This window comes from Veillonella sp. DNF00869 (assembly GCF_001553345.1).
Classification (GTDB): Bacteria; Bacillota; Negativicutes; order Veillonellales; family Veillonellaceae; genus F0422.
The window spans coordinates 49862-74105 of record NZ_KQ960765.1 but is presented as its reverse complement, the minus strand read 5'-3'; the positions used below and the strand labels follow the sequence as shown (position 1 = coordinate 74105).

The window sequence follows — 24244 nt, the reverse complement described above, 5'->3', positions numbered from 1 at the left end:
CAAACATGTTTTGACTGACAAACATTCATACTCTAGTATACTAAATCTTTCCTCTATACGCAAGAAAAAGACCGCCTTTAGACGGTCCTTTCTATAACAGTTATGTGTATTCTATTTATTTTACTTTCATAGATAATTTTTTATCCAATCGATGGATAGTATCTACAAAACGAACGGTTCCCGTTTTATACCGCATCACTACGGAGTGAGTACGAGCACCACCAGGGAAGTATTTAATAGAAGATAATACATTGCCTTCTGTAATGGCTGTGGCAGAGAAGATAACATCATCACCACTTACTAAATCATCGATGGTCAATACTTTGTTAAGGTCAGTAATACCCATTTCATGACAACGACGAATTTCTTCATCTGTAGCTGGTTTTAAACGAGCTTGCATGTCCCCACCTGTACATTTTAAAGCAGCCGCTGCCAGTACCCCTTCTGGAGCTCCACCAGTACCTACAACCATGTGAATACCAGAGCCTTCTAAACCACATTCCATAGCTGGGTTTACATCACCGTCTGTAATCAAACGAATACGAGCTCCGACAGCACGACATTCATCCATCAACCCTTGGTGACGTTCACGATCCAACATAACGACTGTTAAATCATCGATAGCACGTTCCATTTTTGCGGCAACACGGCGCAAGTTTTCAGTCATGGATTCATTCAAGTCGATCACACCTTTGGCGCGTGGTCCTACACACAATTTTTCCATATACATATCTGGAGCATGCAATAAACCGCCTTTTGGTGCAATGGCCAATACAGCAATGGCACCATTTTGACCTTTTGCAATTAGATTCGTGCCTTCAATAGGGTCTACGGCGATATCTACTTCTTCTCCGCCTGCCCCAACACGTTCACCAATGTACAACATTGGCGCTTCATCAATTTCACCTTCTCCAATCACAACGGTACCAGAAATTGGTACTGTATCGAAGGTTTGGCGCATACCATCAACAGCTAATTGATCCGCTGCATCTTTGGCTCCACGACCACATAAACGACCACTTTTTAATGCCGCTGCTTCTGTAACACGAACAAACTCTAAGGCTAATGTGCGATCCATTTTGATCCTCCCACTTATGTCTACTATTTATTGGCTGCTTCCCAATCCGCTAGAAAACGTGCTAATCCTGCATCTGTTAATGGATGTTTCAAGGATTGTTGTAACACATTAAACGGCACTGTAGCAATATGTGCACCTGCTTTGGCACATTGTGTCATATGCATTGGCGTACGAACGCTAGCTGCAATGATTTCTGTTGAAATATTATGAATCATAAAAATTTCAGCAATGTCTTCGATTAATTGGATTCCGTCCATAGAAATATCATCTACACGACCAACGAAAGGGCTTACATAGGTAGCACCTGCACGAGCTGCCAATAATGCTTGGTTAGCAGAGAAAATCAATGTTACATTCGTTTTAATTCCCTCTTTAGAAAGCACAGACACTGCTTTTAAGCCTTCCGCTGTCATAGGTACTTTAATCACTACATTGTCACCCAACTTAATTAATTCATGGGCTTCTTTCACCATTTCTGGTGCTGTCGTAGCAATAACTTCTGCGCTCACTGGTCCCTCTACAAGATCAGCAATTTGTTGAATCACTTCGTGTAAGTCACGTTTTTCTTTCACGATTAAGGATGGATTTGTTGTTACCCCTGCAATAAAGCCCATTTCATAGGCTGCTTTAATGTCATCAAAATTAGCTGTATCAATGAAGAATTTCATAGCGGACTCCTTTCTAAGCCTCTGGATGAATATGAGTTAAACCACCCATATATGGTTGAAGCGCTGTCGGAATACGTACAGATCCATCTGCTTCTTGATTGTTTTCCAAAATCGCAGCCACTGTACGACCTACAGCCAAACCAGATCCATTTAATGTATGTACAAATTCTGGTTTACCTTTTTGTTCACGACGGAATTTAATATTACCACGACGTGCTTGGAAATCCGTCATGTTGGAGCAAGAAGAAATTTCACGATATACGCCTTGGCTCGGCATCCAAACTTCGATATCGTATGTTTTAGCAGAACCGAATCCCATATCACCTGTACATAATGTGATCACACGATGTGGCAATTCTAAGGCTTGTAAAATACTTTCTGCTTGCGCTGTCAAAGTTTCTAATTCTGCAAAAGATTCTTCTGGTTTTGCAAATTTTACTAATTCTACTTTATTAAATTGATGTTGGCGAATTAAACCACGTGTATCACGACCAGCAGAGCCTGCTTCGGCACGGAAACAAGCTGTAAAAGCTGTGTAATATTTAGGCAATTCATCAGCTGTCAAAATTTCATTGGCATGATAGTTTGTCAATGTTACTTCTGCCGTCGGAATTAGGAAATAATTTTCCCCTTCCACTTTATACATGTCTTCAGCAAATTTTGGCAATTGACCTGTATTCGTCAAGGTTTCACGAGTAACGATGTAAGGCGTCATCATTTCTGTAAAACCAGCACTACCGTGCTTGTCTAACATAAAGTTAATCAACGCTCGTTCTAAGCGAGCCCCAATTCCTTTGTAAATCGTGAAACGAGCTCCACTTTCTTTCGCCGCTCTTTCAAAATCTAAAATTCCTAAAGATTCTCCTAAATCCCAGTGTGCTTTTACATCAAAATCGAAGGAACGAGGTGTCCCCCAACGACGTTGTTCGATATTTTCGTTTTCATCAGCACCTACCGGCACAGAGGCATCACACATGTTAGGCAACATCAAAGCTACTTGTTGCAACTCTACTTCTACTTCACGCAATTTATTATCCAATGCACCGATTTCATTACCAACGCGTTGCATTTCTGCAATTTTATCATCTGCATTTTCTTTATTGCGCTTTAATTGGCTGATTTCTGCCGTTACTGCATTACGTACTGCTTTTAATTGTTCTACTTCTTGAATGATAGCACGTCTTTCATCATAGAACTTCACAAAGCTAGCCAGGTCGCCAGTAGTATGACGACGATCTAAGTTTTCTTGTACCGTTTCAACATTCTCACGGACAAATTTTAAATCCAACATAATCATGACCTCATAGAATTCATTTAAGTACTTAATTAATCTACCTTTAATATTAGCACATTTGCTATTACTTTTCTACCTTAATAGGCATTTACTTGGGCAATTTCCCCTTACCCTTTCTCCATCTCTGAAAGGATAACAAAACAGCGACCAAACTCATTTCTGTTTAGTCGCTGTCCATCTACGCACCTCACAACATGCTGTGCGTATACATATATTATTCTTCTACTGTTTCTTCCTCTTCTACTTTCACCGCTTCTGGTTTCATGAGAGGGAATAACAATACATCACGAATGGATGCAGAGTCCGTTAAGAACATGACTAGACGGTCGATACCGATACCCAAACCTGCAGTTGGCGGCAAACCGTATTCCAAAGCTGTGACAAAGTCTTCATCCATACGATGGGCTTCATCATCACCCGCTTCACGTTCTTTTAATTGATTTTCAAAACGTTGTTTTTGATCGATTGGGTCATTTAACTCGGAATAGCCATTTGCCAATTCACGACCATAAATAAAGATTTCAAAACGTTCTGTAGTCAATGGTTTCTCACGATTTTGTTTTGCTAGTGGGGAAATTTCAACTGGATGTCCATATACTACAGTTGGTTGCATCAAGTTTTCTTCTACATATTCTTCAAAACACAAATTCATGATTTTACCAATACCATCGGCTTCACCATATTCTACATTTAAGCGATCTGCAATTGCACGTGCTTCACTCAAGGTTTCAATAGCATCAAAGTCTTCCCCAGTGTATTGTTTAATACCTTCTTGCATAGTGATGCGATTCCATGGTGGAGTCAAATCAATATCCATGCCTTGGTAGTTAATTTTTGTTGTACCAAGTACTTCTTGTGCACAGTAGGAAACAACCCCTTCTGTCAATGCAATAGCATCTTCAAAGTTACCATAGGCCTGGTAGGATTCCATCATAGTAAATTCTGGATTATGACGAATAGATACGCCTTCATTACGGAAAGAACGGTTAATTTCATATACGCGCTCTAAACCGCCAACGATCAAACGTTTTAAGTATAATTCAGGGGAAATACGCATATAGATATCAATGTCTAAGGCATTATGATGCGTAATGAATGGGCGTGCTGCCGCACCGCCCGGAATAGCATGCATCATAGGAGTTTCTACTTCCATGAATTGCTTGCTGTTTAAATACTCTCTAATTTTCGCTACGATTTTCGTACGTTTTACAAATGTATCACGAACGCTTGGGTTTACAATTAAATCCACATAGCGTTGGCGATAGCGAAGTTCTGTATCTTTCAACCCATGCCATTTTTCTGGTAATGGACGAAGGGATTTAGACAATAAAGTCAATTTGTTGACTTTCACTGTAATTTCGCCTTTTTGTGTTTTAAACACATGGCCCTCGATACCTACAATATCTCCCATATCAAGCATTTTTACATATTTGTAATCCTCTTCTCCCATAACATCTTTACGGAAGTATACTTGAATATCGCCAGATAAATCGCGCAAATTAGCGAAGGCTGTTTTACCATGAGAACGAATTGTCATCAATCGACCAGCAATCACTACTGGTTGACCATCAAAATCACGGAATTCATCCTTAATTTGGAGTGCCTTATGTTGAACAACAAATCGTTGTCCAAATGGATAGATATTATCCTCTTCATATTGCGCCAACTTTTCGCGGCGTACCAACATTTGATCGTTTAAATCCAATTGTTCTGGCACATGTTTTTCTTCGCTCATGAGGGGCCTCCTTATACTTCTTTACCCTTATTGAATGCTTAATATTTTGAAACTCACCATACCATCTGGTGTATTCACTTCTACTTTGTCACCTTTCGCTTTTCCTAAAATCGCCACGCCTACAGGGGATTCATTAGAAATACGATTGTTGAAAGGATCTGCTTCAGAAGAACCTACAATAGTGTAGTCTAATTCTTCATTAAACTCTTCGTCTAACAAAGTTACTTTACTACCTACTGTCACTGTATCGCCTTTTACATTTTCATCAATGATTTTAGCTGTATTAATTTTATTTTCCAATTCAATAATGTGACCTTCGATGAAAGCTTGTTCGTTTTTCGCATCATCATATTCAGAGTTCTCTGAAATATCACCGTAGGAAATAGCAATTTTAATACGCTCTGCCACTTCGATTCGACGTACAGATTTATAATAATTTAATTCTTCTTCCAGCTTCTTCAACCCTTCGGCTGTAAGTAAGGTTTCTTTTACCTCTGCCATGTATGTCTCTCCATTTCTATTCCTCATATACAGAAAACAGTGCCACATGACACTGCCTCCCTTATGAAAAAGTTACTTAAATTTCTTATTAACAATAGCTATAATTATACTGACTTCTCTTGTAAATGTCAATGTGAAAGCCTATACTTGTACGACACACATGGAGTTTACCCTATTTTTTATAGACACTTTCATAGATAGCTAACGCATCCTTAGGTGTAAGATTACTATATGCTGTAGGATAACGAACACAACTATTAGCAATATCCGATAAGGATTCTTTTGGAATCCCTACTTCTTCCAAAGTAGATGGCACCCCTATTTCTTTGAAATATGCTTCTAAGGCTTCGATACCAGCTAATGCATAGTCTGTATCACTCATAGTGCCTTGTTCAATGCCCCACACTTCCTTAGCAAAACGCATCAACCGCGCTGTAGCATTGGGCAAAATCCAACGCAAATACGCTGGATGCATAATCGCCAGACCTGCGCCATGAGGAATATCATAAAAAGCTGACAGGGCGTGCTCTAAGGCATGCGTCATCCAGTCTTGATCTTTGCCTAATCCTAAGGAACGATTCAAGGCTAAGGTAGCACCCCACATAATGTTAGAACGAGCTTCATAATCTTCTAAGTGTTCCATGGATTTTCTGCCATTGCGCACGATATTTTTAAAAATTCCCTCGATGGCAGAATCTGTCACATTATCATCATCAGGTGTAGATACATATTGTTCCAATAAATGAGACAACATGTCTACGATGCCATAGGCAACTTGCTCTCGCGGTAACGTGTAGGTATAGGTAGGATCTAACATAGAAAATTGTGGAAACAAAGCCGGTCCATAACCGCTTAATTTTTTCTGTGTTTCCCAATCAGTAATAACACCACCATTATTCATTTCACTGCCAGTAGCTGCCATAGTTAATACTACACCAAATGGCAATGCCTCCATCACAGGCTGATGGTCTAAAAAGAAAGTTTGCCAAAAGTCAACCGTATCTGGTAAGGTAGCACCACCTGCAATGAATTTAGTGCAATCAATAACAGAACCACCACCGACGGCTAGAATAAAATCAATATTATGTTCTTTGCATAAAGCAATCCCTTCACGCACTTTCGTAGTTCGTGGATTTGACATAATCCCACTTAACTCAAACACTTCCTTACCTGCTTGTTGTAAGGCTTCTTTTACCGTATGATAAATACCATTCTTTTTAATACTACCTCCACCATAAGTAAGTAGCACTCGTGTTCCGTAGTGACTTAATTCAGCTGCTAGTGATTCCTTCACACAGTCTTTGCCAAACACTATTTTGGTTGGGTTATGGTAAATAAATGATTTCATTCGACCCTTGTCTCCTTACTATTAAATACGCCTATCGATGATAGAATGAATAGGCAATTGTTCTTTCATAGACTGTATCTGCTTTAGTCTTGCTTTCACCATTCATATTGATATCATTCGGCACAAATTGTGGCTCAATGGCAATGCCTGCATGACTGCCATAATGACGTTCTCGGCCATCTTCATCCAACCAATTTCCTGTATATACCTGAAAGTGTGGCGCATCTGTATGGAATACCGCTGTCACATCCTTACCTTGTAACACCGCAAAAGGCACAACAGAATCTACTGTTTTACTTCCTTCTACTGGAGTCGTTACAAAATCATGGTCATATCCCTTATATTGACTTAGGGCATCAGCATAATGCTCCAATGCCTTTTGTAGATCCATACCATTTCTAAAATCAAATGGTGTTCCATCCACTGATGCTGGTTCCAATTGCGGGATTTGATGGTCTCCAAATGGCATATACTGATGGGCTCCTAATTCTAATACATGGTTCGATAAGTCACCTTCTCCATGCAGATTAAAGTATACATGATTCGTTAAGTTCACAAAGGAATCTTCAGAGGTTGTGTACACATACGTGACTACTAACGTCTGCTCTACCAATCTGAATACCGCTTCTACATAGAAATCACCTGGAAATCCATCTTCTTCAGAAGTAATAGAATGAGAGAGATGTACCACTGTATCAGAACAATTTTCCTCCACTGCATCCCATAGACGATGCCCAATATTTCCTTTCCCACTATGCAATAAGTTGGGTCCATTGTTAGCTGTTAGTTGATGAACTGTACCATTCCACGTATAGGCTGCATTGGCAATACGATTCGCCACACGGCCTACGGTAGCACCCAGTTGTCCATGCTTTGTTTCATAGTCTTGTGCAGAATCATAACCCAATGCTAAATGGCGCTGCAACACTTTATCATAGACAGCTACAATGGTGGCACCATAATTGGTGATTTGTACTCTCAGTGCTTCATTTTCTATTGTATATACATGAGCCTCTTGGCCTGTTTGTAAGTGTCCAAAAGATTCTACTTTCATCATAACTCCTAACCCCCGATACGCCACATAGGACGTTCCACTTTTTCAATGGAATTTCCATCATGACTCGCGTATCGACCTTGTAATGCCTCTTCAATGCAATGCAATATAGTTTGTGGCGTTCCGCCATTTTGTATAAGCCCACGCAAGTCTAAATCTTCATCACGCAACAAACATAAGCGTAGCGATCCATCTGCAGTGAAACGAATGCGATTGCAAGAAGAACAATATTGATTGGACAAAGGAAAAATAAAGCCAATTTGTTGTCCATCTGGCAATTGGAAGTATTGAGCTGGTCCAAATCCCAATCGTTCTGTAACTGGAGTTAACTCAGATCCCACAATGCGTTCAATCTGCTCCTTCCACTCTCCAAAGGTAGGCACATGACTTTGTTTCCCTTGGAATGGCATATATTCAATAAATCGCCAGACTACATCCCACTCTTTTCCATAATGCAACAAGGTTTCCACTTCTTTGTCAGAAAATGGCGCTTGCACTACAGTATTAATCTTTATATTTTGAAAGCCTGCAGTTTTTGCAGCTTCTATACCACGAAGCACACCAGCTAATTGTCCATTGCGACCTACAGCTTTGGCAAAACCCTCTTCTTCCACAGAGTCTAAACTAATATTTAATCGCTGTACCCCTGCTGTAAATAAACGTTTCGCCTGAGTTTCTAATAGACTACCATTGGTAGTCATAGAAATATCGGAAAACCATTGGCTCTCTTGTATACGCTCTAACAACTCATATAAATGTGGATACAATAATGGTTCTCCCCCAGTTAAGCGCAAAGCTTTGATGCCTCCTAAGTGCAATGCCTCTAACAAAGGCAACCAAAACCTTGGCGGCAACACAGGCGCCATAGCTTCTGTAATCTCCTGAGGCCGACAATAGGCACAACAAAAATTACACGCTTCCGTTAAGGAGATACGTGCATACTCAATGACACGCCCTTGGCTATCACGCATTGACTGGCTCCTCAACAATACGCACTGCATCACCTACTTGAATCTTTCCGCCTTCTAAAACACGTCCAAAAATCCCTTGCGTAGGCATAATGCAACTTCCTACTTGTTGCATAATTTCACAACCTTGATGACACTCTTTGCCGATTTGTGTAACCTCTACGATAGTCTTACCTAAGGCTAATTTAGTACCCACTGGCAATTGGAATAAAGTCAAGCCTTCTACAGTAATATTTTCTGCAAAATCACCAGGGTTCACATCAGCACCGCTTTTACGCATTAATTCGATACTTTCAATACCAAGCAAGCTCAATTGACGATGCCATGGGCCTGCATGAGCATCTCCTTCAATACCATGATTTACTACTAACTCCGCTTCAGGGATGTTTGTTTTCTTTTGTCCTTTTGCTCTGCTAATTGAAATAGCAATAATTTTTGCGTCCATTATATCTCCTTAGATTATTATATTTAAAATCACCTATATAGTTCTTATTATATCACGTTTATTTACTAAATCTATAACAAAAAGCACGCCCTTGAAGAAAGAAATCCATATGTTGATATTTCTAAAGACGTGCTCTTTATTTTATATTCTTTAAACTGATTATTTTTTTATATCCCTCTGACCTAAACCATTAAAAACCATGTTTAATACAACAGCTAAGATACTACCAAAGGTAATACCACTTTCAAAAATAATCTTCGCAGCTGGTGGAAAGTTATGATAAAACTGTGGTGCCCCAATAGGAATCATAGCCACGCCAATACTCAAGGCTACAATCATCAAGTTATGACTATTTTCGTAATCTACATTTCCTAAGGAACGTATGCCGCTAGCAATAATCATGCCAAACATGGCAATCCCTGCACCTCCAAGCACTGGGCTAGGAATGGATGCCACTACGGCTGCTAGTTTAGGAAACAATCCCAAGATCATCAAAACCACACCTGATGTAGCTACTACGAAACGGCTTTTCACATTCGTTACCGCAATTAATCCAATATTTTGAGCAAAAGCTGTATAAGGAAAACTATTTAAAAAACCACCTATGCATGTAGATAATCCATCCGCTTGTAAACAAGAACTTAATGTTTTCTTATCCACTTTTTTATCTACAATTTCACCTATGGCAATGGCATCTCCTGTAGTCTCTACCATACATACAGACATAACTACAAGCATAGCGATAATGGAGCTTACATCAAAGGTAGGCATACCGAATGCAAGTGGTGTCACTAAGCCTAACCAATCCGCCTGAGTCACCTCAATAAAATTCACTTCCCCTAAGGCATACGCAATCATAGTACCACCTAATAAGCCAATAAGAACTGACAAATTACTTAAAAATCCTGTAGTAAAACGATTTACTAAGACTACAATGAGCAATGTTAATCCTGCTAACCATAAATTTGTGGAACTTGCGTAATTAGGATCTTCTGGAGATACGCCGGCAATCCACATAATCGCTACAGGCATCAAACTAATGCCGATAATCATAACGATAGTCCCCGTTACCACCGGAGGAAATAATCGAATGAGCCTACTAAAATAAGGGGCGATGAAAAAGGTAAATATCCCCGCCACTATAATAGCTCCATACACAGCTGGTAAGCCATGTTCTGTTCCTATAATAATCATAGGTGCTACAGAGGCAAAGGTAACTCCTTGAATCATCGGAATTCGCGCACCTACTGGTCCTATCCCTATGGTTTGAATCAACGTAGCAATACCACAAGCAAATAGGTCAGCATTTATGAGGCGAATCAAATCTGGAGTAGATAAACCTAAGGCATTCGCCAGAATGATAGGAACGGCTACAGCCCCTGCATACATAGCCAATACATGTTGTAAACCATAGGAAAACAACTTAGGTAGGGGTAAGATTTCATCAACAGGATGCACCTGTTTAGCACTTTCACTCATGCCATTTCTCCATTCTTCAATACATTTTATTAAGAAGTTATGCTAATTATAATACTTTTATATTAAATCATAACTTATATAATTTGTCAAAAAGATAGCCTACTCATCAAGAGTAGGCTATATCTTATTTAGCTTTATATCCTTTTACAGTTGGATTATGGTCTTTCATAGCTTGTTCTAAGCCGAAAATAACCATCTCATTCATATATGTACGCAATTCATCATTTTGTACTTTTTCAGCATGACGTGCCAATATGCCTAAAAACTCAGCTTTATAAGTTTCCACTTGATCACCAGCTACAAAGCGATGTCCATTTAAATAGTTTTGATAATCCATATATAAACTATTCAACACTGTTGTGCCATAGCTATCTTGTTTCCAGCGATGGCTATCGATATAAAAGTTTTTACGTACATTCATATAATACAGAGCATTCTTTACATCCAACTGGCCAGCAGAAACAACTTGGTTTGTTTGTAATTCAAATAATTGTTTACTATGTGCTTGTCCATAGTTTGCAAATGTATTGACTACTTGTTTTACTTCCCAATTTGGACTTTGTACAGAAACACCAGATTGCATATCAGCTATCACAGCTACCCCTTCTTGTGCTGACAACATCAATGGGTCTTGTGCTGCATACGCAGTTTGCCCCAATGCAATAACACCTAATATGGCAGCTCCTGCTATCCAACGTTTACTTTGTTTTTTCATATAAAAGCTCCTTTCAGTATTTCATTCTATACCCCTATTATACAGATTGTACCTCTTTTATTCAATGAGCAATTGTATATTCATTTAGTCTATTATATTCTATCCATAATGTATATATCTTGACTTTTATCAATCCATCAAGTACCATAAGAGTAACTATGATAATATCTATCATTATCGTTTTTACTGTGGAGGTGACCATGAAGTATTTTGAATTAGAAGCACTGCCTTATCCTGACCATGCCTTAGAACCGATTATCAGCAGAGAAACACTCACATTTTTGTATACCCAGGTATACAGCCATGCCATATCCTCACTTAATGAACTAGTTGAAGAGTGTCCTGACCTTCGCTTTGGTCATATTGACTGTCTGTTAGGAGGCCTAAGCCATGTACCACTAGAAATTCGACAAGACATTCAGTGTTATGGTGGAGCCTATAAGAATGTAACCTTATTTTTGCACACGTTGACAAGCCCTAATACAAGTACCATCAACGGACCAATCAAAGATGCTATCAACCGCTCTTTTGGGTCCTTCGAAACATTCCAACAGCAGTTTACGAAGGAGGCTCACGCCCATGTTGGTAATGGTTGGACTTGGCTTGTCATCAACCCAGACAATACCCTTTCTATTACGTCCACAAAAGAACAAAACAATCCAATTATGGATATGCAAACTGCCATTTTAGGCATCAATATGTGGGATTACATGTATCCCTCATCTAACCGTCAAACCTATATTGATACCTTCTTCACCATTGTGAATTGGAAGATTGTGAACCACATCTATGAAGAAACATTAAAAAGTCCAAATCGTTTTGGCCACGAATAAAACAAATAAAAAGCTGTCATCACCTCGTTGTGTATGACAGCTTTTTTCTATTCTTCTGGTACGGTGCCCACATGGACTGCTACAATACCACCTGTAAGTTCAAAATACTTAGCATCTTGTAGTCCTACATCTTTAAAAATTTGAAGAACACCTTCTTGCCCCACATAACGGCGCAATGATTCTGGCAGCCATGCATAGGATGATTGATCTCGGCTCAATTTCCCCAACACAGGCAGAATCTTTTCAAAGTATATATAATAGGCTTGTTTAAACCCAAACATAGTAGGCTTTGCCAATTCCAAAGTAACTACTTTGCCACCTGGTTTAACAACACGTTTCATTTCACGAATCGTTTGTTCAATGCTTGGCACATTGCGCAAAGCAAAACCAGATACAGCACCATCAAAGGTATTGCTATCATAAGGTAAATCCATAGCATCCCCTTGGGTCAAGGTCACTCGATCTGTATATCCTTCTTTCTCTAATCGATTCTGCCCCACCGCTAACATTTCAGGACTAAAATCAAGTCCTTCCACATGTAAAGACGGAATTTCTTGTAATGCTGTTTTTGTTAACATACAAGTACCACAAGCAATATCCGCTAGTCGCATACCTTCCGTTAATTCTAATTGTTCTATAGCAAATCTACGCCACCGTGCATCTTGGTTAAAACTCAATAATGTATTCATCACATCATAATGCTTCGCAATATGAGAGAATACATCTTGCACGTAAGCTTTTTTATCTTCATGTGTTTTAAATTCCACAATATACCTCCAGTTATTTATACTGCTATTCATTATACACGAATGGATGCGGATATTCCATAATTTGTGATTTTTTTCTCTTGCCAAAAGTATATATTCCGTTTATAATGTGCTTATGTCTTTTATGAGTAGATATTTGTACTCGATTTTAAGTATTTATAAGTATAAGGAGTTTTCTATGAGGGCATTATTTCAATTCATTAATAGATTTAGCCTCATCCAGCAAATCTGCATAGGTCTCTTAATCGGCACTGGTATTGCCGTATGGTCTCCAGAAAATGCTGTGAAGTTATCTTTATTAGGTACCATCTTCGTAGGTGCATTAAAAGGTGTAGCACCTGTATTAGTATTTTTCTTAGTCATCGCAGCAGTCAGCCGTCATCGTTCCGGTCAAAAAACTGGCATGCGTTCCATCATCGTATTGTACTTAATCGGCACATTTGCATCTGCAGCTATCGCCGTAGCAGGTAGTTTCTTATTCCCTACGACTTTGCTATTAACAGCGTCTCCAGCTGATACAGCACCTCCTAGTGGCATTACTGCAGTACTTTCTACTTTATTAACTAATATTGTTGAAAATCCTGTGAAAGCCATTTTAAGTGGTAACTATATTGGCATTCTTGGTTGGGCTTTATTATTTGGTTTTGCTCTTCGTCATGCAGCAAATGAAACGAAAGATGTGATGGCTTCCATCTCTGATGCGATTACATTGGCTGTACAATGGATTATTAAATTTGCTCCTCTTGGTATCATGGGCTTGGTAGCTCAATCTATCGGTGAAAATGGATTAGGCGCTTTACTGACTTACGGTAAATTGTTATTAGTCCTATTAGGATGTATGTTTGCAGTAGCACTCATCATCAATCCATTGATCGTAGCTATCGTCATGAAACGCAATCCATATCCATTGGTATTCCGCTGCCTTCGTGAATCTGGTGTGACAGCCTTCTTCACTCGTAGTTCCGCTGCGAACATTCCAGTTAACATGGATTTAGCAAAACGTCTAGGCATTACACCTGATACCTACTCCATTTCCATTCCATTAGGCGCTACTATCAATATGGGCGGTGCAGCTATTACCATCACTGTTATGGCATTAGCAGCTGTATCTACATTGGGTATTCAGGTAGACCTAGCGACAGCAATCTTACTTAGCATTATCGCTACCATCTCCGCTTGCGGTGCCTCCGGTGTAGCTGGTGGTTCACTCTTATTGATTCCATTAGCTTGTTCCCTATTCGGTATTTCCAATGATGTAGCTATGCAAGTGGTAGGTGTTGGATTCATCATCGGCGTGATCCAAGACTCCACCGAAACAGCATTAAACTCTTCTACAGATATCTTATTTACAGCAGCTGTAGATTATGCGCGTCACGGCTACCCAACGGACAAAGTATAAACGTATACTTCACACATACTGTTTGAAAGGTCTATTTGTTCTTTGGTATGGGATGCCCAATAGAATTTATAATTACATATGGCTTATGAAAGTAAGCCCTAACAAGGCTAATAAGGACTGGTACAATCTGTACCAGTCCTTTCTTATTTCTGTCATCACTTATATTATAAAGCAAACTGAATAATATGCTTCCTCTTATACCCCAGTGTATCCGTGTACTACATTCGGTTTCACTAGGAATGTTGGCAGTACCGCTTCTACTAATAGGCTTAATTTTTGTGAAAGTTCCTCTTTCGTATATTTCACATCATGCGGTACTTGTACGTCAAAACTAATCTTTCTATGTTCCATATCAATTCGAATATCGTATAAAGAAAAACTGTCATCATAGGCTTGAATCACTGCCACTAAACGTTGTTGCAAAGCTAGGGTTTGCTCATTGACAACGATTGGATCCATATGAATGGTCAATTTTAACTGTAATTCTTTCAAAGCTTGTCGTTCTACACGATCAATCATATTATGGATGGTCATCGCATCTTGTTTCGCATCTACTTCTACGTGGATAGAAGCATACTCGTGGCCTGGACCATAATCATGAATCATTAAATCATGAGTTCCTAAAATACCAGCCTTAGATTCTACAAAATTAATAATCTCTTGTACACGTTCTGCAGTAGGTTCAAATCCTAATAAACGATCTGTCGCTTCTTTCAGCACTTCAAAACCAGCTTTGGCAATGATAAGTGCCACAATTAAGCCTAAATACCCATCAACGCTCAATTGGAATATACCGCCCAACAATAAGCCAATAGCAATCGCTGCCGTCGCCCATACATCGGATAAAGCTTCTTTCCCATTGGCACGCAAGATAGGAGAATCAATACGATTACCAATGGAACGCAAAAAGAAGGATAACCAAATCTTCAAAGCCATAGCCCCTAACATAACAGCCAGTGCGGATATGGAAAACTCTACTACCTCGGGATTCATAATGTGCTCCACCGCTTCAATACCTAATTGAGCAGCTACTACAAAAAGCAAAATAGAAAAACCAATGGATAATAGATATTCCATTCGACCATGTCCATATGGATGCTCTGCATCTGCTTTACGGCCAGATAATTTAAAACTCAAAAAGGATACTAAGGATCCCCCTGCATCAGCCACATTATGGATAGCATCACTAATCATGGCAATGGAGCCGATAAGAAAACCAATGATTAATTCCCCTAAACAAACTAACACATTTACCACAATACCGGTGATACTCGCCATAATCCCATATTGTTGGCGTACATTAGTATCTTTGACTTCATCTTTATTTTTTACAAATAAACGGATTAATACTTCTGTCATACTACACCTCTTTTATCTATTTAACATATACTCACAATTCTACCCCATTCTAATCTGCTATATCACAGAGGTAGCTTTTTATTCTCATTTACTTTCTCATTATATACTATTATTTAACTATTATCAACTATAATTTTAATTGAGAATCTTTGATTTCAAAATAGTTATAACCTATGTCATATACTCATACAATAAGGTAGGGTAGATTTCTTTATACTATCTTAGACCTCTATCGTTACTATCATTTCATATCATAACTTGTATGAGTCTATACATATTAAACATATTTTGCTTATAGGTACTGCACAATATATCAATTATCATCATATATTAGCATAAAAAAACTGTAGTGATAGTATCCCCATCACTACAGTTTTTACTATATATCTTTTTAATAGATTACCATTTATGTTCGTAGAACACTTGCGTCCACATAGACACTTCTGACAATGTTGGGTGTGGAGCCATAGCCTCGCCAATGGAGATAACAGATTGTGGATCCAAGTACCTTGTCAAACCTTGTGCACGTAGTTCTTTCGTTGTATTAGAACCGATTTCTTCATGAACAGGAACTAATTTCACTTCACCACTATTCATTAAATGTACATATGGTTGGAACAAGATCGATGCTTGTGGTCCCACGATATGAGCCCCTAATAGACGATTCGTAGCTTTGTCTACTACTACCTTAATAAATCCATCATGCACATCGCCTTTATCGATACCAAGGGCCATACCTTTTGCGGAGTTAGAATAGTGGTTAATACCAACTCCCACATCATAACCAGCCTCTTTGGCTTCTGCTTCAGTCATACCGACACGACCTACTTCTGGATACGTGAACGTCACCATAGGAATCAAATCATAGCGTGCCCAACGATAGTCTGTTGGAGATGTAGCACGATATAAATTATGAGAGATAATATCCCCTTCATAGTTGGCACGATGACGGAAGGCTGCATTACCATTCACATCACCTAATGCATACACACCTTCTACAGATGTTTCTAAAAATTCATTAGTTTTAATCCAGCCACCTGGTAATTGCTCAATATGAGTATTTTCTAGGTGCAAATCTTCTACAGACGGAGCAATCCCAGTAGCCACCAAAATTTCATCTACACGGATTTCAGATACTTCACCTGTAGTACGGTTTTTCACAGTGATTACTTTATCACCATTATCCACACGTACATTATCACATACAGTATCTGTTAATACGTTCACTCCAATGGCTTTCATTTCTTCTAAAATATGAGCAGAAATAGCTTCATCTTCTTTTGGCAATAAACGCACATTGCGCTGGATTAACGTCACTTCCGTACCTGCTGCGGCAAACACACCAGCAAATTCTGTACCAATAGGACCACCACCAAATACAGCTAGTCGTTTATATGGTACTTTTGGATATTCACTGCCAAAGAATTTTTCACTTGTAATATAACCTGCTTCTTCTAAGCCATCTACATGATTTACTTTAGAATGACCGCCTGTACCAATGATAATAGTAGGTGCTGTAATTTCTTCTGTTTTTGTACCATCTTGCAATGTTACATATAATACTTTATCACTTACAAATGTAGCTGCTCCATGGTATACATCAGCGTTATCAAAGCTTTCATAGAACTCTTTAACCCCTTTGCTTTTATTGATAGCTTTCCAAACCCGTTCACTCACTACATCCCAGTTAAGAGTCGGTGTGGCAGTTTCTACACCAATTTTTTTCCAACCATGGCTTTCATGTACCACATCCGCTGCAGTAACCATTACTTTTGTTGGAATACAGCCACGTGTTAAACAAGTGCCACCAAAGCCTGTTTTTTCAATAACAGCTACACGTTTGCCTGCTTTTAATGCTGCATCAGCTACTAAGCTAGCACCACCAGTACCAATTACGATTACATCATATTGTTTCATTTACGTCATCCTTTCTAAACCAATGGATAATCTTTATTCTTTGTATATAGTATATCATACATCGACTATTTTAGATATGAGAATTTTTACTATTTTCCACTGGCAATAGAATCTAACAATTCAATATACGTTTCTTTTGTTAAAGGAGCTTCAAAGTTTTCTAAAATTTCTTCCGCAACCTGTGCCTCATCATATAATAAATCAACAATAGTCATGGCTAAGGCTTGAGCCGTTTTAATATAGGCTACATCTGGTACGGTAATATTATATTCCGCACTATGGAGCACCCCTTCAATACATCCCACCCAAGGGTGGATAACAGGCATTAAATGGGATACATCGCCCATGTCAGTACTTGCTGTCATATGCACCCGTTGACGTACATTGTCTGTACCAAATAGCGGTTCTGAGTTAGACCGCAATAAACTGTTCATATCTGGATTATCACGCATCGGTAAATAGCCCGGTAGATCATGAATCACACAAGTAGCCCCCACTGCATCTCCGCCAGCTTTCAAGGCACGATTGACACGTTGATTCCCATCCACAATAGCTTGTACATTAGAAGCACGCACATAGCTTTCAACTTGCACATAATCTGGTACACAGTTGACCAAGGTTCCCCCTTGATTAATGATAGGATGGAACCGGAAATAATCGCTCTCTTTGAAAGTCTCACGAATAGCATGTACTCCCATCACCCCCATCAAAGCTGCATTTAATGCGTTAATCCCTTCATGAGGAGATGCCGCTGCATGGGCAATTTTACCATGGTATTCAATCAGTTTTGCCACAAATCCATTGGAGGTACTACCTAAGTTCATTTCTCCCGTAGGTGTGTCCGCTGTTTCCACATGCATTTGCATAGCCATATGGATATCATCAAAAGCTCCTTCATAAATCAGCTGTTGTTTACCACCTAAGTATTTAATCGTTCCTTTTTCACGCAATGTATTGCGATAATCCACTTCAATCATCTCTTCTGCTGGGACTGCAAATAAAACTACATCCCCACCAAGAGCTTCCATAACGCCTTCCGCTTGTAAGCCCATGGCTACTGCAAATAAATTGGCAATTTGCACATTATGTCCACAACAATGGGCTGCCCCTGTCATAGGATCTGCCTTTGGATGACGGTGACATACGATGGCATCCAATTCACCGATCATGGCGACAGTTTTTTTAGATTTACCACCATGCAAACGACCTTTCACACCTGTAATAGCATGACCAATCGTAAAAGGAATCCCTAGCTCTGTAAACATATCTTGTACTTTTTGAGATGTTTTATGCTCTTTATAACCCAATTCTGGTTCATCCATAATGGCGCTAGCTAATGCACGCAATCGACCTTGACCTACCACAATGGCATCACATACACGTTGTTTTACTTCTTCTTTCGTTAACATAATCGGTCTCCTTTTACATTGTATGAAAACACCTTTTACTAAAAGGTATCTATGTATAACTCTTGAACTCTATTGTACCACGAAATCAAAAAGAGAGTTGATAGGAAATCATCAACTCTCTTTCATTAGGTTCAACTATAACCTATATGGTTATATTCAAATTTAAATCACACCTTGCATATGTAATACAAAATGAGCTACTGCAGCAGCACAAATAAAGGTACCTGCCGTTACCGCTAAGGCTACTGGAATAATTCTCCAAGATAGACGACGGAATGCTCCTAAGTCTTTTCCCAAGGAGAGACCTGCATAGGCTAATACTGGTGTGGTTGTAGCCAAGAATGTTACTTCTTTTGTTTGTGCAATAATCCATGCTTGCCCTGGCATGATTGGCAAGGATGCAATGACCCCTACTAAAGATACCCAGAAGACCATAGGGAATCGATTAGCTACTGGTAAATAGGAAATAATCGCACCAATAATTGCTAACCCAGCAATCACAAAGACTCCTACAAGACTTGGTCCCAATAGATGCTTGCCATCAATGATATTACCCAGAGCAGTCATAATAGCTGCAATGCATATAACAATGACAAATTGTGTAATTTTTTCACTCATAGTCATCTTATTGTCCCTCCTCTGCCAAATCTTGTTCACGTGTACGACCTGTAAAGAAATTATATGTTTTTTCCATCACAGGTAAAGACACGAAAATACCAAAGTAAACTCCTAGTACAGTAGTCAGCAAATTCGCTGCCCCTGCTAAAGCTGCAATTTGAGCTTCATATTCTGGATATACTGCAATGATAGGGGCAGTAGAAGCAGCCATCATACTAGCACTACCTACACCCGCACCCATAGCCAAGGCCAGTGGATGGAACCAACCCATTTGAGCAAAAAATCCTGCTAGTACAGACGCCCACATAGCACCAATCAATACGCCACAAATATACATGCCCATAACGCCACGGCCTTCAGGAGAGCTAAAGCCAAATTTATCAATAATAATCGCTACATTAGGTTCCCGGTCTACAGAGTAACAAGCACCCACCGCTTCACGGCGCATTCCTACTAATAATGCCACTGGCAAGCCGAATAAAATAGTACCAAAGAAATGGCCTAACTCTTGTAACATAAGAGCCAACCCAGCAGTAGAAAGAATTTCTAAATTAGGACCAATCCCTAAGCCTACTTTAACCATTAAGAGCATCACTGCAATCCCAAGATAATCCGCTGATTTTTCCATGGTTTCTACTGTTAAAATTTTGAATGATGGAATGGATACAAACAAACCCATAATCAACGCATAGAGAAGCGGTAAGAATACCACAGCTCCAAATCGTTGGATTCCGATCATTTCTGCAATGATGGTAATCACAAGAGCCAATGCATGTAATTTCCAGTTTTGTAATACTTGCATACAATACCTCCTATACTAATAACTATAACTATTTCTTTATTATAGTAAAGTTTAACGTGCACGGTCAATGTGTGAGTGATTCCGAATTAGCAATAGGGTTGCAAAAATAAAATAAGAGGTGAATAGCTGTACTATCCACCTCTTATGATTAAGAGCTAGTATATTGAGTTATCATATGCCGTATAGTTGGCTTATGCATTTACTAATGCTTTTCCTAATGCTTCACATTGTTCTTTACCAGAATCATCAGGTTCGCCCATCACTGGTAATTTATCAACTACAACGCCATTAGCGCCTTCTACACGACCAGCCCAGTCATCTAACCAAGAGCCACCCCAACCATAGGAGCCAAACAATACTACTTTTTTACCTGCCAATTTAGGTTCTAATGCTTCATAGAATGGTGCAAATTCACCGTCTTCCAATTCTTCAGCACCCATGTCAGCGCAACCTAATGCTAATTTTTCATAATTAGCAGCTTCATCAGCAGTGATTTCAGAAACGGATTTTACTACCACTTCTTGACCAGCATCAGCGATGCCTTTACCTACAGCTTCTGCCATTGCAGCTGTGTTACCTGTTCCAGACCAATAAATTACAGCGATCATAATGTTACCTCCTAGCATGCCGTTACGGCAACCAAAGACTCTAAAGATTTTCCTTTATTCAACTGTGCATGACAATAGTCACGACACATTCGAAAACAATGAAATGCGTGCATAGCTGACGCTTGATTTCCATATACCTTCCAGTCGCCACAGACTTTATAGCCTGCTCCGCGGAATTGGATAAACGCTTTTACATCTTCTAATGGATATCCTAAAAACACTCCGATTTCATGAGGAAATACGTCGCTCATTTCAATACGATCACGCAAATGTAATAACCAATCTGCCAAAGTTTCATAGGATTCATATCCATAGTTTTGTAAAAATGCTAGCACCTCAGGTTGTCGCAAATAGTCCTCAAGCATACGTTCACGAAATACGAGTAATAATTTTCGTTTTTCACAATGGCACAATTCATAAAAGAATAGTCCTTTTTGATTAAATTTATCATTATACTCATGTGTTTTTTCTACCATCTTAGCCCCTAAATGCTGAGGTAAAGCAACAAGATTTGCCACTTTTATACCTCGAATCGCGGGCGCACAATGGTAACCGATAATCTGCTCAATGGATTCCATTTGTTGTACCTGCCTTTTTACTTATTTTGGGGAGAACACTTGCTCTCACAGCAAATAGATAATCCGGATATATATCATCTCGAAAGATGAACTAAAATAATGAAAATTATTTCTATTATTATAATACAAATAATCCTAACATATGTCAATAAGTATGAGAAATTTTTTCATTTAAAATGAAAAAGTTGCTCTCTTTGAAAGATAGGTATTTCATACTACTCATAGTCAATACTATTCTTCAAAGTTTGCAACTTTTCTTTATAATAAATACTGTAATTGTTTTCTCAATGCTGTATCCTGCACATTCGTCATGACATATTTCACTCGTGGGGCTCCTGTACTATCTGACAAAAATATAATTTGCAGATACATAGGATATTCCACTTGCTTAAACCATGTATTTACAATGATTTCACCTGCATATACATGTTTTCTTACTTCTCGAAATGGGACAATCACTTGGAATGATTCAGGGTGCTCTTTTACATATGAATCATAGTCCTGAATCATAGCGACTGTATATTTAAATCCTACAGGGGCTGATGTAGAATTCCAACCACCTTGCTTAGGACCAAATCCATATAGCAAGGTGCCTTCACCATAACGGGCATAGTAATAATTGTTATTTTGCTTATCCATCAGCATGTAGGACTCACTTGTATCAATACCAATTTGTCGTAGTCCCTCTTCCAATGACTGTGGCATACCACTAGAAATAATACTAGCACTACTCCCTGCTTGCACAAGCATAGTAGCCGGCCATCTATCTGATACCCTATTGGATGCTTCCACACCAATCTTGCTGCCAACTAGCATACATACAAGCGTACATAGCCATACAAAATATGTTATTTTTCTATTCATTATATTCGCCTAACCTTGTTTCTTTTGCATTTTCGCCCAGGTATCACGCATACCTACAGTTCGATTCATCACAATATGGTCTGGCGTGCTATCTTTATCCGTTACAAAATAACCGGTACGCAAGAAATGATAATGATCACCTACTTGTGTATTACGGAATGCTGCTTCACCTTTAGCAGATTTTACTTCTAAGGAGTTTGGATTCAACTGTTGTAAGAAATCCTTATCTGCCGATTCGTCATCTTCTGCAGATAATAAATAATCGTATAAGCGCACTTCCATATCTACCGCTGTAGAGGCTTCTACCCAATGTAAGATACCTTTTACTTTCTTTTGACAGCCTGTTCCAGATTTTGTAGTTGGATCATAGGTACAATGGATTTCAGTGATATTGCCATTGTCATCCTTTACTACAGATTGACATTCAATGATGTAGGCACCTTTTAAGCGTACTTCTTTGCCAGGTGCTAAACGGAAGAATTTTTTCACTGGCTCTTCCATAAAATCACCACGCTCAATGTACACTTCTCGACCAAATGTCACTTCACGTGTGCCCATTGCTTCATTTTCTGTATTGTTCTCGATCACTAATGTCTCCGTTTGCCCTTCTGGATAATTTGTGATGACAACTTTTACTGGGTCTAGTACTGCCATATACCGTGGCGCTTTTAATTTCAAATCTTCACGGATACAGAACTCTAATAGACCTACTTCTACCATGCTATCTGCTTTGGCTACACCAATACGTTCACAGAAATCCCGAATGGACTCTGGGGTATAACCACGACGACGTAAACCAGAAATCGTTGGCATACGAGGATCATCCCAACCACTTACAAGATTTAACTCAACTAATTGACGCAATTTACGTTTACTCATGACCATATTCGTCACATTTAAGCGAGCAAATTCAATCTGTTTTGGTTTTTCTGTATCTTCCCAATCTTCCAACACCCAATTATAGAGTGGTCGATGCACTTCAAATTCTAAGGTACATACAGAATGGGTAATACGTTCAATCGCATCAGATACTGGATGGGCATAGTCATACATAGGGTAAATATTCCATTCAGAACCTGTACGATGATGTTCAGCATGTAAAATACGATACAATACAGGATCTCGCATTACGATATTAGGGTCTGCCATATCAATTTTGGCACGTAATACTTTTTCTCCATCCTTATATTTGCCCGCTTTCATTTCTTCAAAAAGACGTAAGTTTTCTTCCACGCTACGGTCACGATAAGGACTATTCGTGCCAGGAGTTGTAAAATCACCACGAGTAGCACGGATTTCTTCTGGTGTTTGATCATCTACATAGGCTTTACCTTTTTTGATCAATACTTGGGCATATTCATATAATTTACCAAAATAGTCAGATGCATAATGTACATCCCCATACCATTCAAAGCCTAACCATTTTACATCTTCTTCAATGGATTCTACATATTCCACATCTTCTTTCACAGGATTTGTATCATCAAAACGCAAGTTTGTTAAGCCATGATACGATTTGCCAAGACCAAAGTTAAGACAAATAGATTTTGCATGTCCAATATGCAAATACCCATTTGGCTCAGGTGGGAATCGCGTATGAACACGTTTTCCATAGGTATTTTCTTCATTGTCTGTATTAATAATCGCTTCAATAAAATTAACAGTTTGAGGCGTTGTTTCTTCTGTACTCATCATCGTCTCTTTCGATTCCATGTGATTCTTCCTCTCTTAGATTGATTATACACAAGTGCACGTTCTGCACATTCTCTTTATTATACCACAGGAACAGCTATGTTTCACCGTTT

At 39.0% G+C, this 24244-nt stretch carries 23 protein-coding genes; 2 read left to right on the top strand and 21 right to left on the bottom strand.

The window, feature by feature from the left end; genetic code table 11:
* Positions 1–115: 115 nt before the first annotated feature.
* The 11 genes from glpX to HMPREF3032_RS02095 all read right to left on the bottom strand — a co-directional run bounded on the left by glpX (position 116) and on the right by HMPREF3032_RS02095 (position 11285).
* The gene (glpX, locus tag HMPREF3032_RS02145; RefSeq protein ID WP_062401433.1) at positions 116–1078 is read right to left on the bottom strand and encodes a class II fructose-bisphosphatase; all 963 of its coding nucleotides are present in this window, start codon (positions 1076–1078) and stop codon (positions 116–118) included.
* Positions 1079–1101: 23 nt separating this feature from the next.
* Positions 1102–1746 carry a fructose-6-phosphate aldolase gene (gene fsa / locus HMPREF3032_RS02140; protein ID WP_062401432.1) on the bottom strand — a complete coding sequence of 215 codons (645 nt, stop codon included), beginning with the start codon at positions 1744–1746 and terminating at the stop codon, positions 1102–1104.
* A gap of 13 nt (positions 1747–1759) precedes the next feature.
* Positions 1760–3037 carry a serine--tRNA ligase gene (serS, locus tag HMPREF3032_RS02135; RefSeq protein ID WP_062401431.1) on the bottom strand — a complete coding sequence of 426 codons (1278 nt, stop codon included), beginning with the start codon at positions 3035–3037 and terminating at the stop codon, positions 1760–1762.
* A gap of 217 nt (positions 3038–3254) precedes the next feature.
* Entirely contained in the window at positions 3255–4775 is a 1521-nt protein-coding gene (lysS, locus tag HMPREF3032_RS02130; protein WP_062401429.1) for a lysine--tRNA ligase, read from the bottom strand.
* A 27-nt stretch (positions 4776–4802) separates the two neighbouring features.
* Entirely contained in the window at positions 4803–5276 is a 474-nt protein-coding gene (greA, locus tag HMPREF3032_RS02125) for a transcription elongation factor GreA (protein WP_062401428.1), read from the bottom strand.
* Between the two features lie 172 nt (positions 5277–5448).
* Positions 5449–6624 carry an iron-containing alcohol dehydrogenase gene (locus HMPREF3032_RS02120; protein ID WP_062401427.1) on the bottom strand — a complete coding sequence of 392 codons (1176 nt, stop codon included), beginning with the start codon at positions 6622–6624 and terminating at the stop codon, positions 5449–5451.
* Between the two features lie 31 nt (positions 6625–6655).
* Positions 6656–7678: an aldose epimerase family protein gene (locus HMPREF3032_RS02115; protein ID WP_062401426.1), complete on the bottom strand. Its 1023-nt coding sequence runs from the start codon at positions 7676–7678 to the stop codon at positions 6656–6658.
* A gap of 8 nt (positions 7679–7686) precedes the next feature.
* A complete protein-coding gene (locus HMPREF3032_RS02110) occupies positions 7687–8649 on the bottom strand; it encodes a GTP 3',8-cyclase MoaA (RefSeq protein ID WP_062401425.1) in 963 nt (320 codons plus the stop codon).
* Positions 8642–9094 carry an MOSC domain-containing protein gene (locus tag HMPREF3032_RS02105; protein WP_038144922.1) on the bottom strand — a complete coding sequence of 151 codons (453 nt, stop codon included), beginning with the start codon at positions 9092–9094 and terminating at the stop codon, positions 8642–8644. The genes HMPREF3032_RS02110 and HMPREF3032_RS02105 overlap by 8 nt, the downstream gene beginning before the upstream one ends.
* A 156-nt stretch (positions 9095–9250) precedes the next feature.
* Positions 9251–10570: a nucleobase:cation symporter-2 family protein gene (locus tag HMPREF3032_RS02100; RefSeq protein WP_062401423.1), complete on the bottom strand. Its 1320-nt coding sequence runs from the start codon at positions 10568–10570 to the stop codon at positions 9251–9253.
* Positions 10571–10694: 124 nt separating this feature from the next.
* Positions 10695–11285: a hypothetical protein gene (locus HMPREF3032_RS02095; protein WP_062401421.1), complete on the bottom strand. Its 591-nt coding sequence runs from the start codon at positions 11283–11285 to the stop codon at positions 10695–10697.
* A 200-nt stretch (positions 11286–11485) separates the two neighbouring features.
* Here HMPREF3032_RS02095 and HMPREF3032_RS02090 point away from each other — a divergent pair, with 200 nt between their 5' ends.
* Positions 11486–12118 carry a superoxide dismutase gene (locus HMPREF3032_RS02090; protein WP_062401419.1) on the top strand — a complete coding sequence of 211 codons (633 nt, stop codon included), beginning with the start codon at positions 11486–11488 and terminating at the stop codon, positions 12116–12118.
* 47 nt (positions 12119–12165) lie between these two features.
* Here the strand turns inward: HMPREF3032_RS02090 and HMPREF3032_RS02085 are convergent, their stop codons facing one another.
* Complete coding sequence (locus HMPREF3032_RS02085; RefSeq protein WP_062401417.1) at positions 12166–12918, bottom strand: class I SAM-dependent methyltransferase; 753 nt, start codon at positions 12916–12918, stop codon at positions 12166–12168.
* A 145-nt stretch (positions 12919–13063) separates the two neighbouring features.
* On the opposite strand from HMPREF3032_RS02085, the gene sstT reads away from it, so the two are divergent.
* Positions 13064–14284: a serine/threonine transporter SstT gene (sstT, locus tag HMPREF3032_RS02080; RefSeq protein ID WP_009353062.1), complete on the top strand. Its 1221-nt coding sequence runs from the start codon at positions 13064–13066 to the stop codon at positions 14282–14284.
* Positions 14285–14479: 195 nt separating this feature from the next.
* On the opposite strand, the gene HMPREF3032_RS02075 is transcribed toward sstT, so the two are convergent.
* From HMPREF3032_RS02075 to HMPREF3032_RS02035, 9 genes are all read right to left on the bottom strand, one after another.
* Complete coding sequence (locus HMPREF3032_RS02075; RefSeq protein ID WP_231723396.1) at positions 14480–15643, bottom strand: cation diffusion facilitator family transporter; 1164 nt, start codon at positions 15641–15643, stop codon at positions 14480–14482.
* A 399-nt stretch (positions 15644–16042) separates the two neighbouring features.
* Entirely contained in the window at positions 16043–17560 is a 1518-nt protein-coding gene (locus HMPREF3032_RS02070) for a dihydrolipoyl dehydrogenase family protein (RefSeq protein WP_009353103.1), read from the bottom strand.
* Between the two features lie 89 nt (positions 17561–17649).
* Positions 17650–18969, bottom strand: coding sequence for an amidohydrolase (locus HMPREF3032_RS02065; RefSeq protein WP_062401415.1), 1320 nt, complete (start codon positions 18967–18969; stop codon positions 17650–17652).
* Positions 18970–19131: 162 nt separating this feature from the next.
* Positions 19132–19593, bottom strand: a complete 462-nt coding sequence (locus HMPREF3032_RS02060; protein ID WP_062401414.1) for a hypothetical protein — start codon at positions 19591–19593, stop codon at positions 19132–19134.
* A gap of 1 nt (position 19594) precedes the next feature.
* A complete protein-coding gene (locus HMPREF3032_RS02055; RefSeq protein ID WP_009353070.1) occupies positions 19595–20389 on the bottom strand; it encodes a DUF3100 domain-containing protein in 795 nt (264 codons plus the stop codon).
* Positions 20390–20580: 191 nt separating this feature from the next.
* Complete coding sequence (locus HMPREF3032_RS02050; protein WP_009353092.1) at positions 20581–20997, bottom strand: flavodoxin domain-containing protein; 417 nt, start codon at positions 20995–20997, stop codon at positions 20581–20583.
* 11 nt (positions 20998–21008) lie between these two features.
* Entirely contained in the window at positions 21009–21575 is a 567-nt protein-coding gene (locus HMPREF3032_RS02045; protein WP_062401413.1) for a DUF3793 family protein, read from the bottom strand.
* Positions 21576–21833: 258 nt separating this feature from the next.
* A complete protein-coding gene (locus HMPREF3032_RS02040) occupies positions 21834–22439 on the bottom strand; it encodes a hypothetical protein (protein ID WP_062401412.1) in 606 nt (201 codons plus the stop codon).
* Between the two features lie 9 nt (positions 22440–22448).
* A complete protein-coding gene (locus tag HMPREF3032_RS02035) occupies positions 22449–24152 on the bottom strand; it encodes a glutamine--tRNA ligase/YqeY domain fusion protein (RefSeq protein ID WP_156439330.1) in 1704 nt (567 codons plus the stop codon).
* Between the last annotated feature and the right edge of the window lie 92 nt (positions 24153–24244).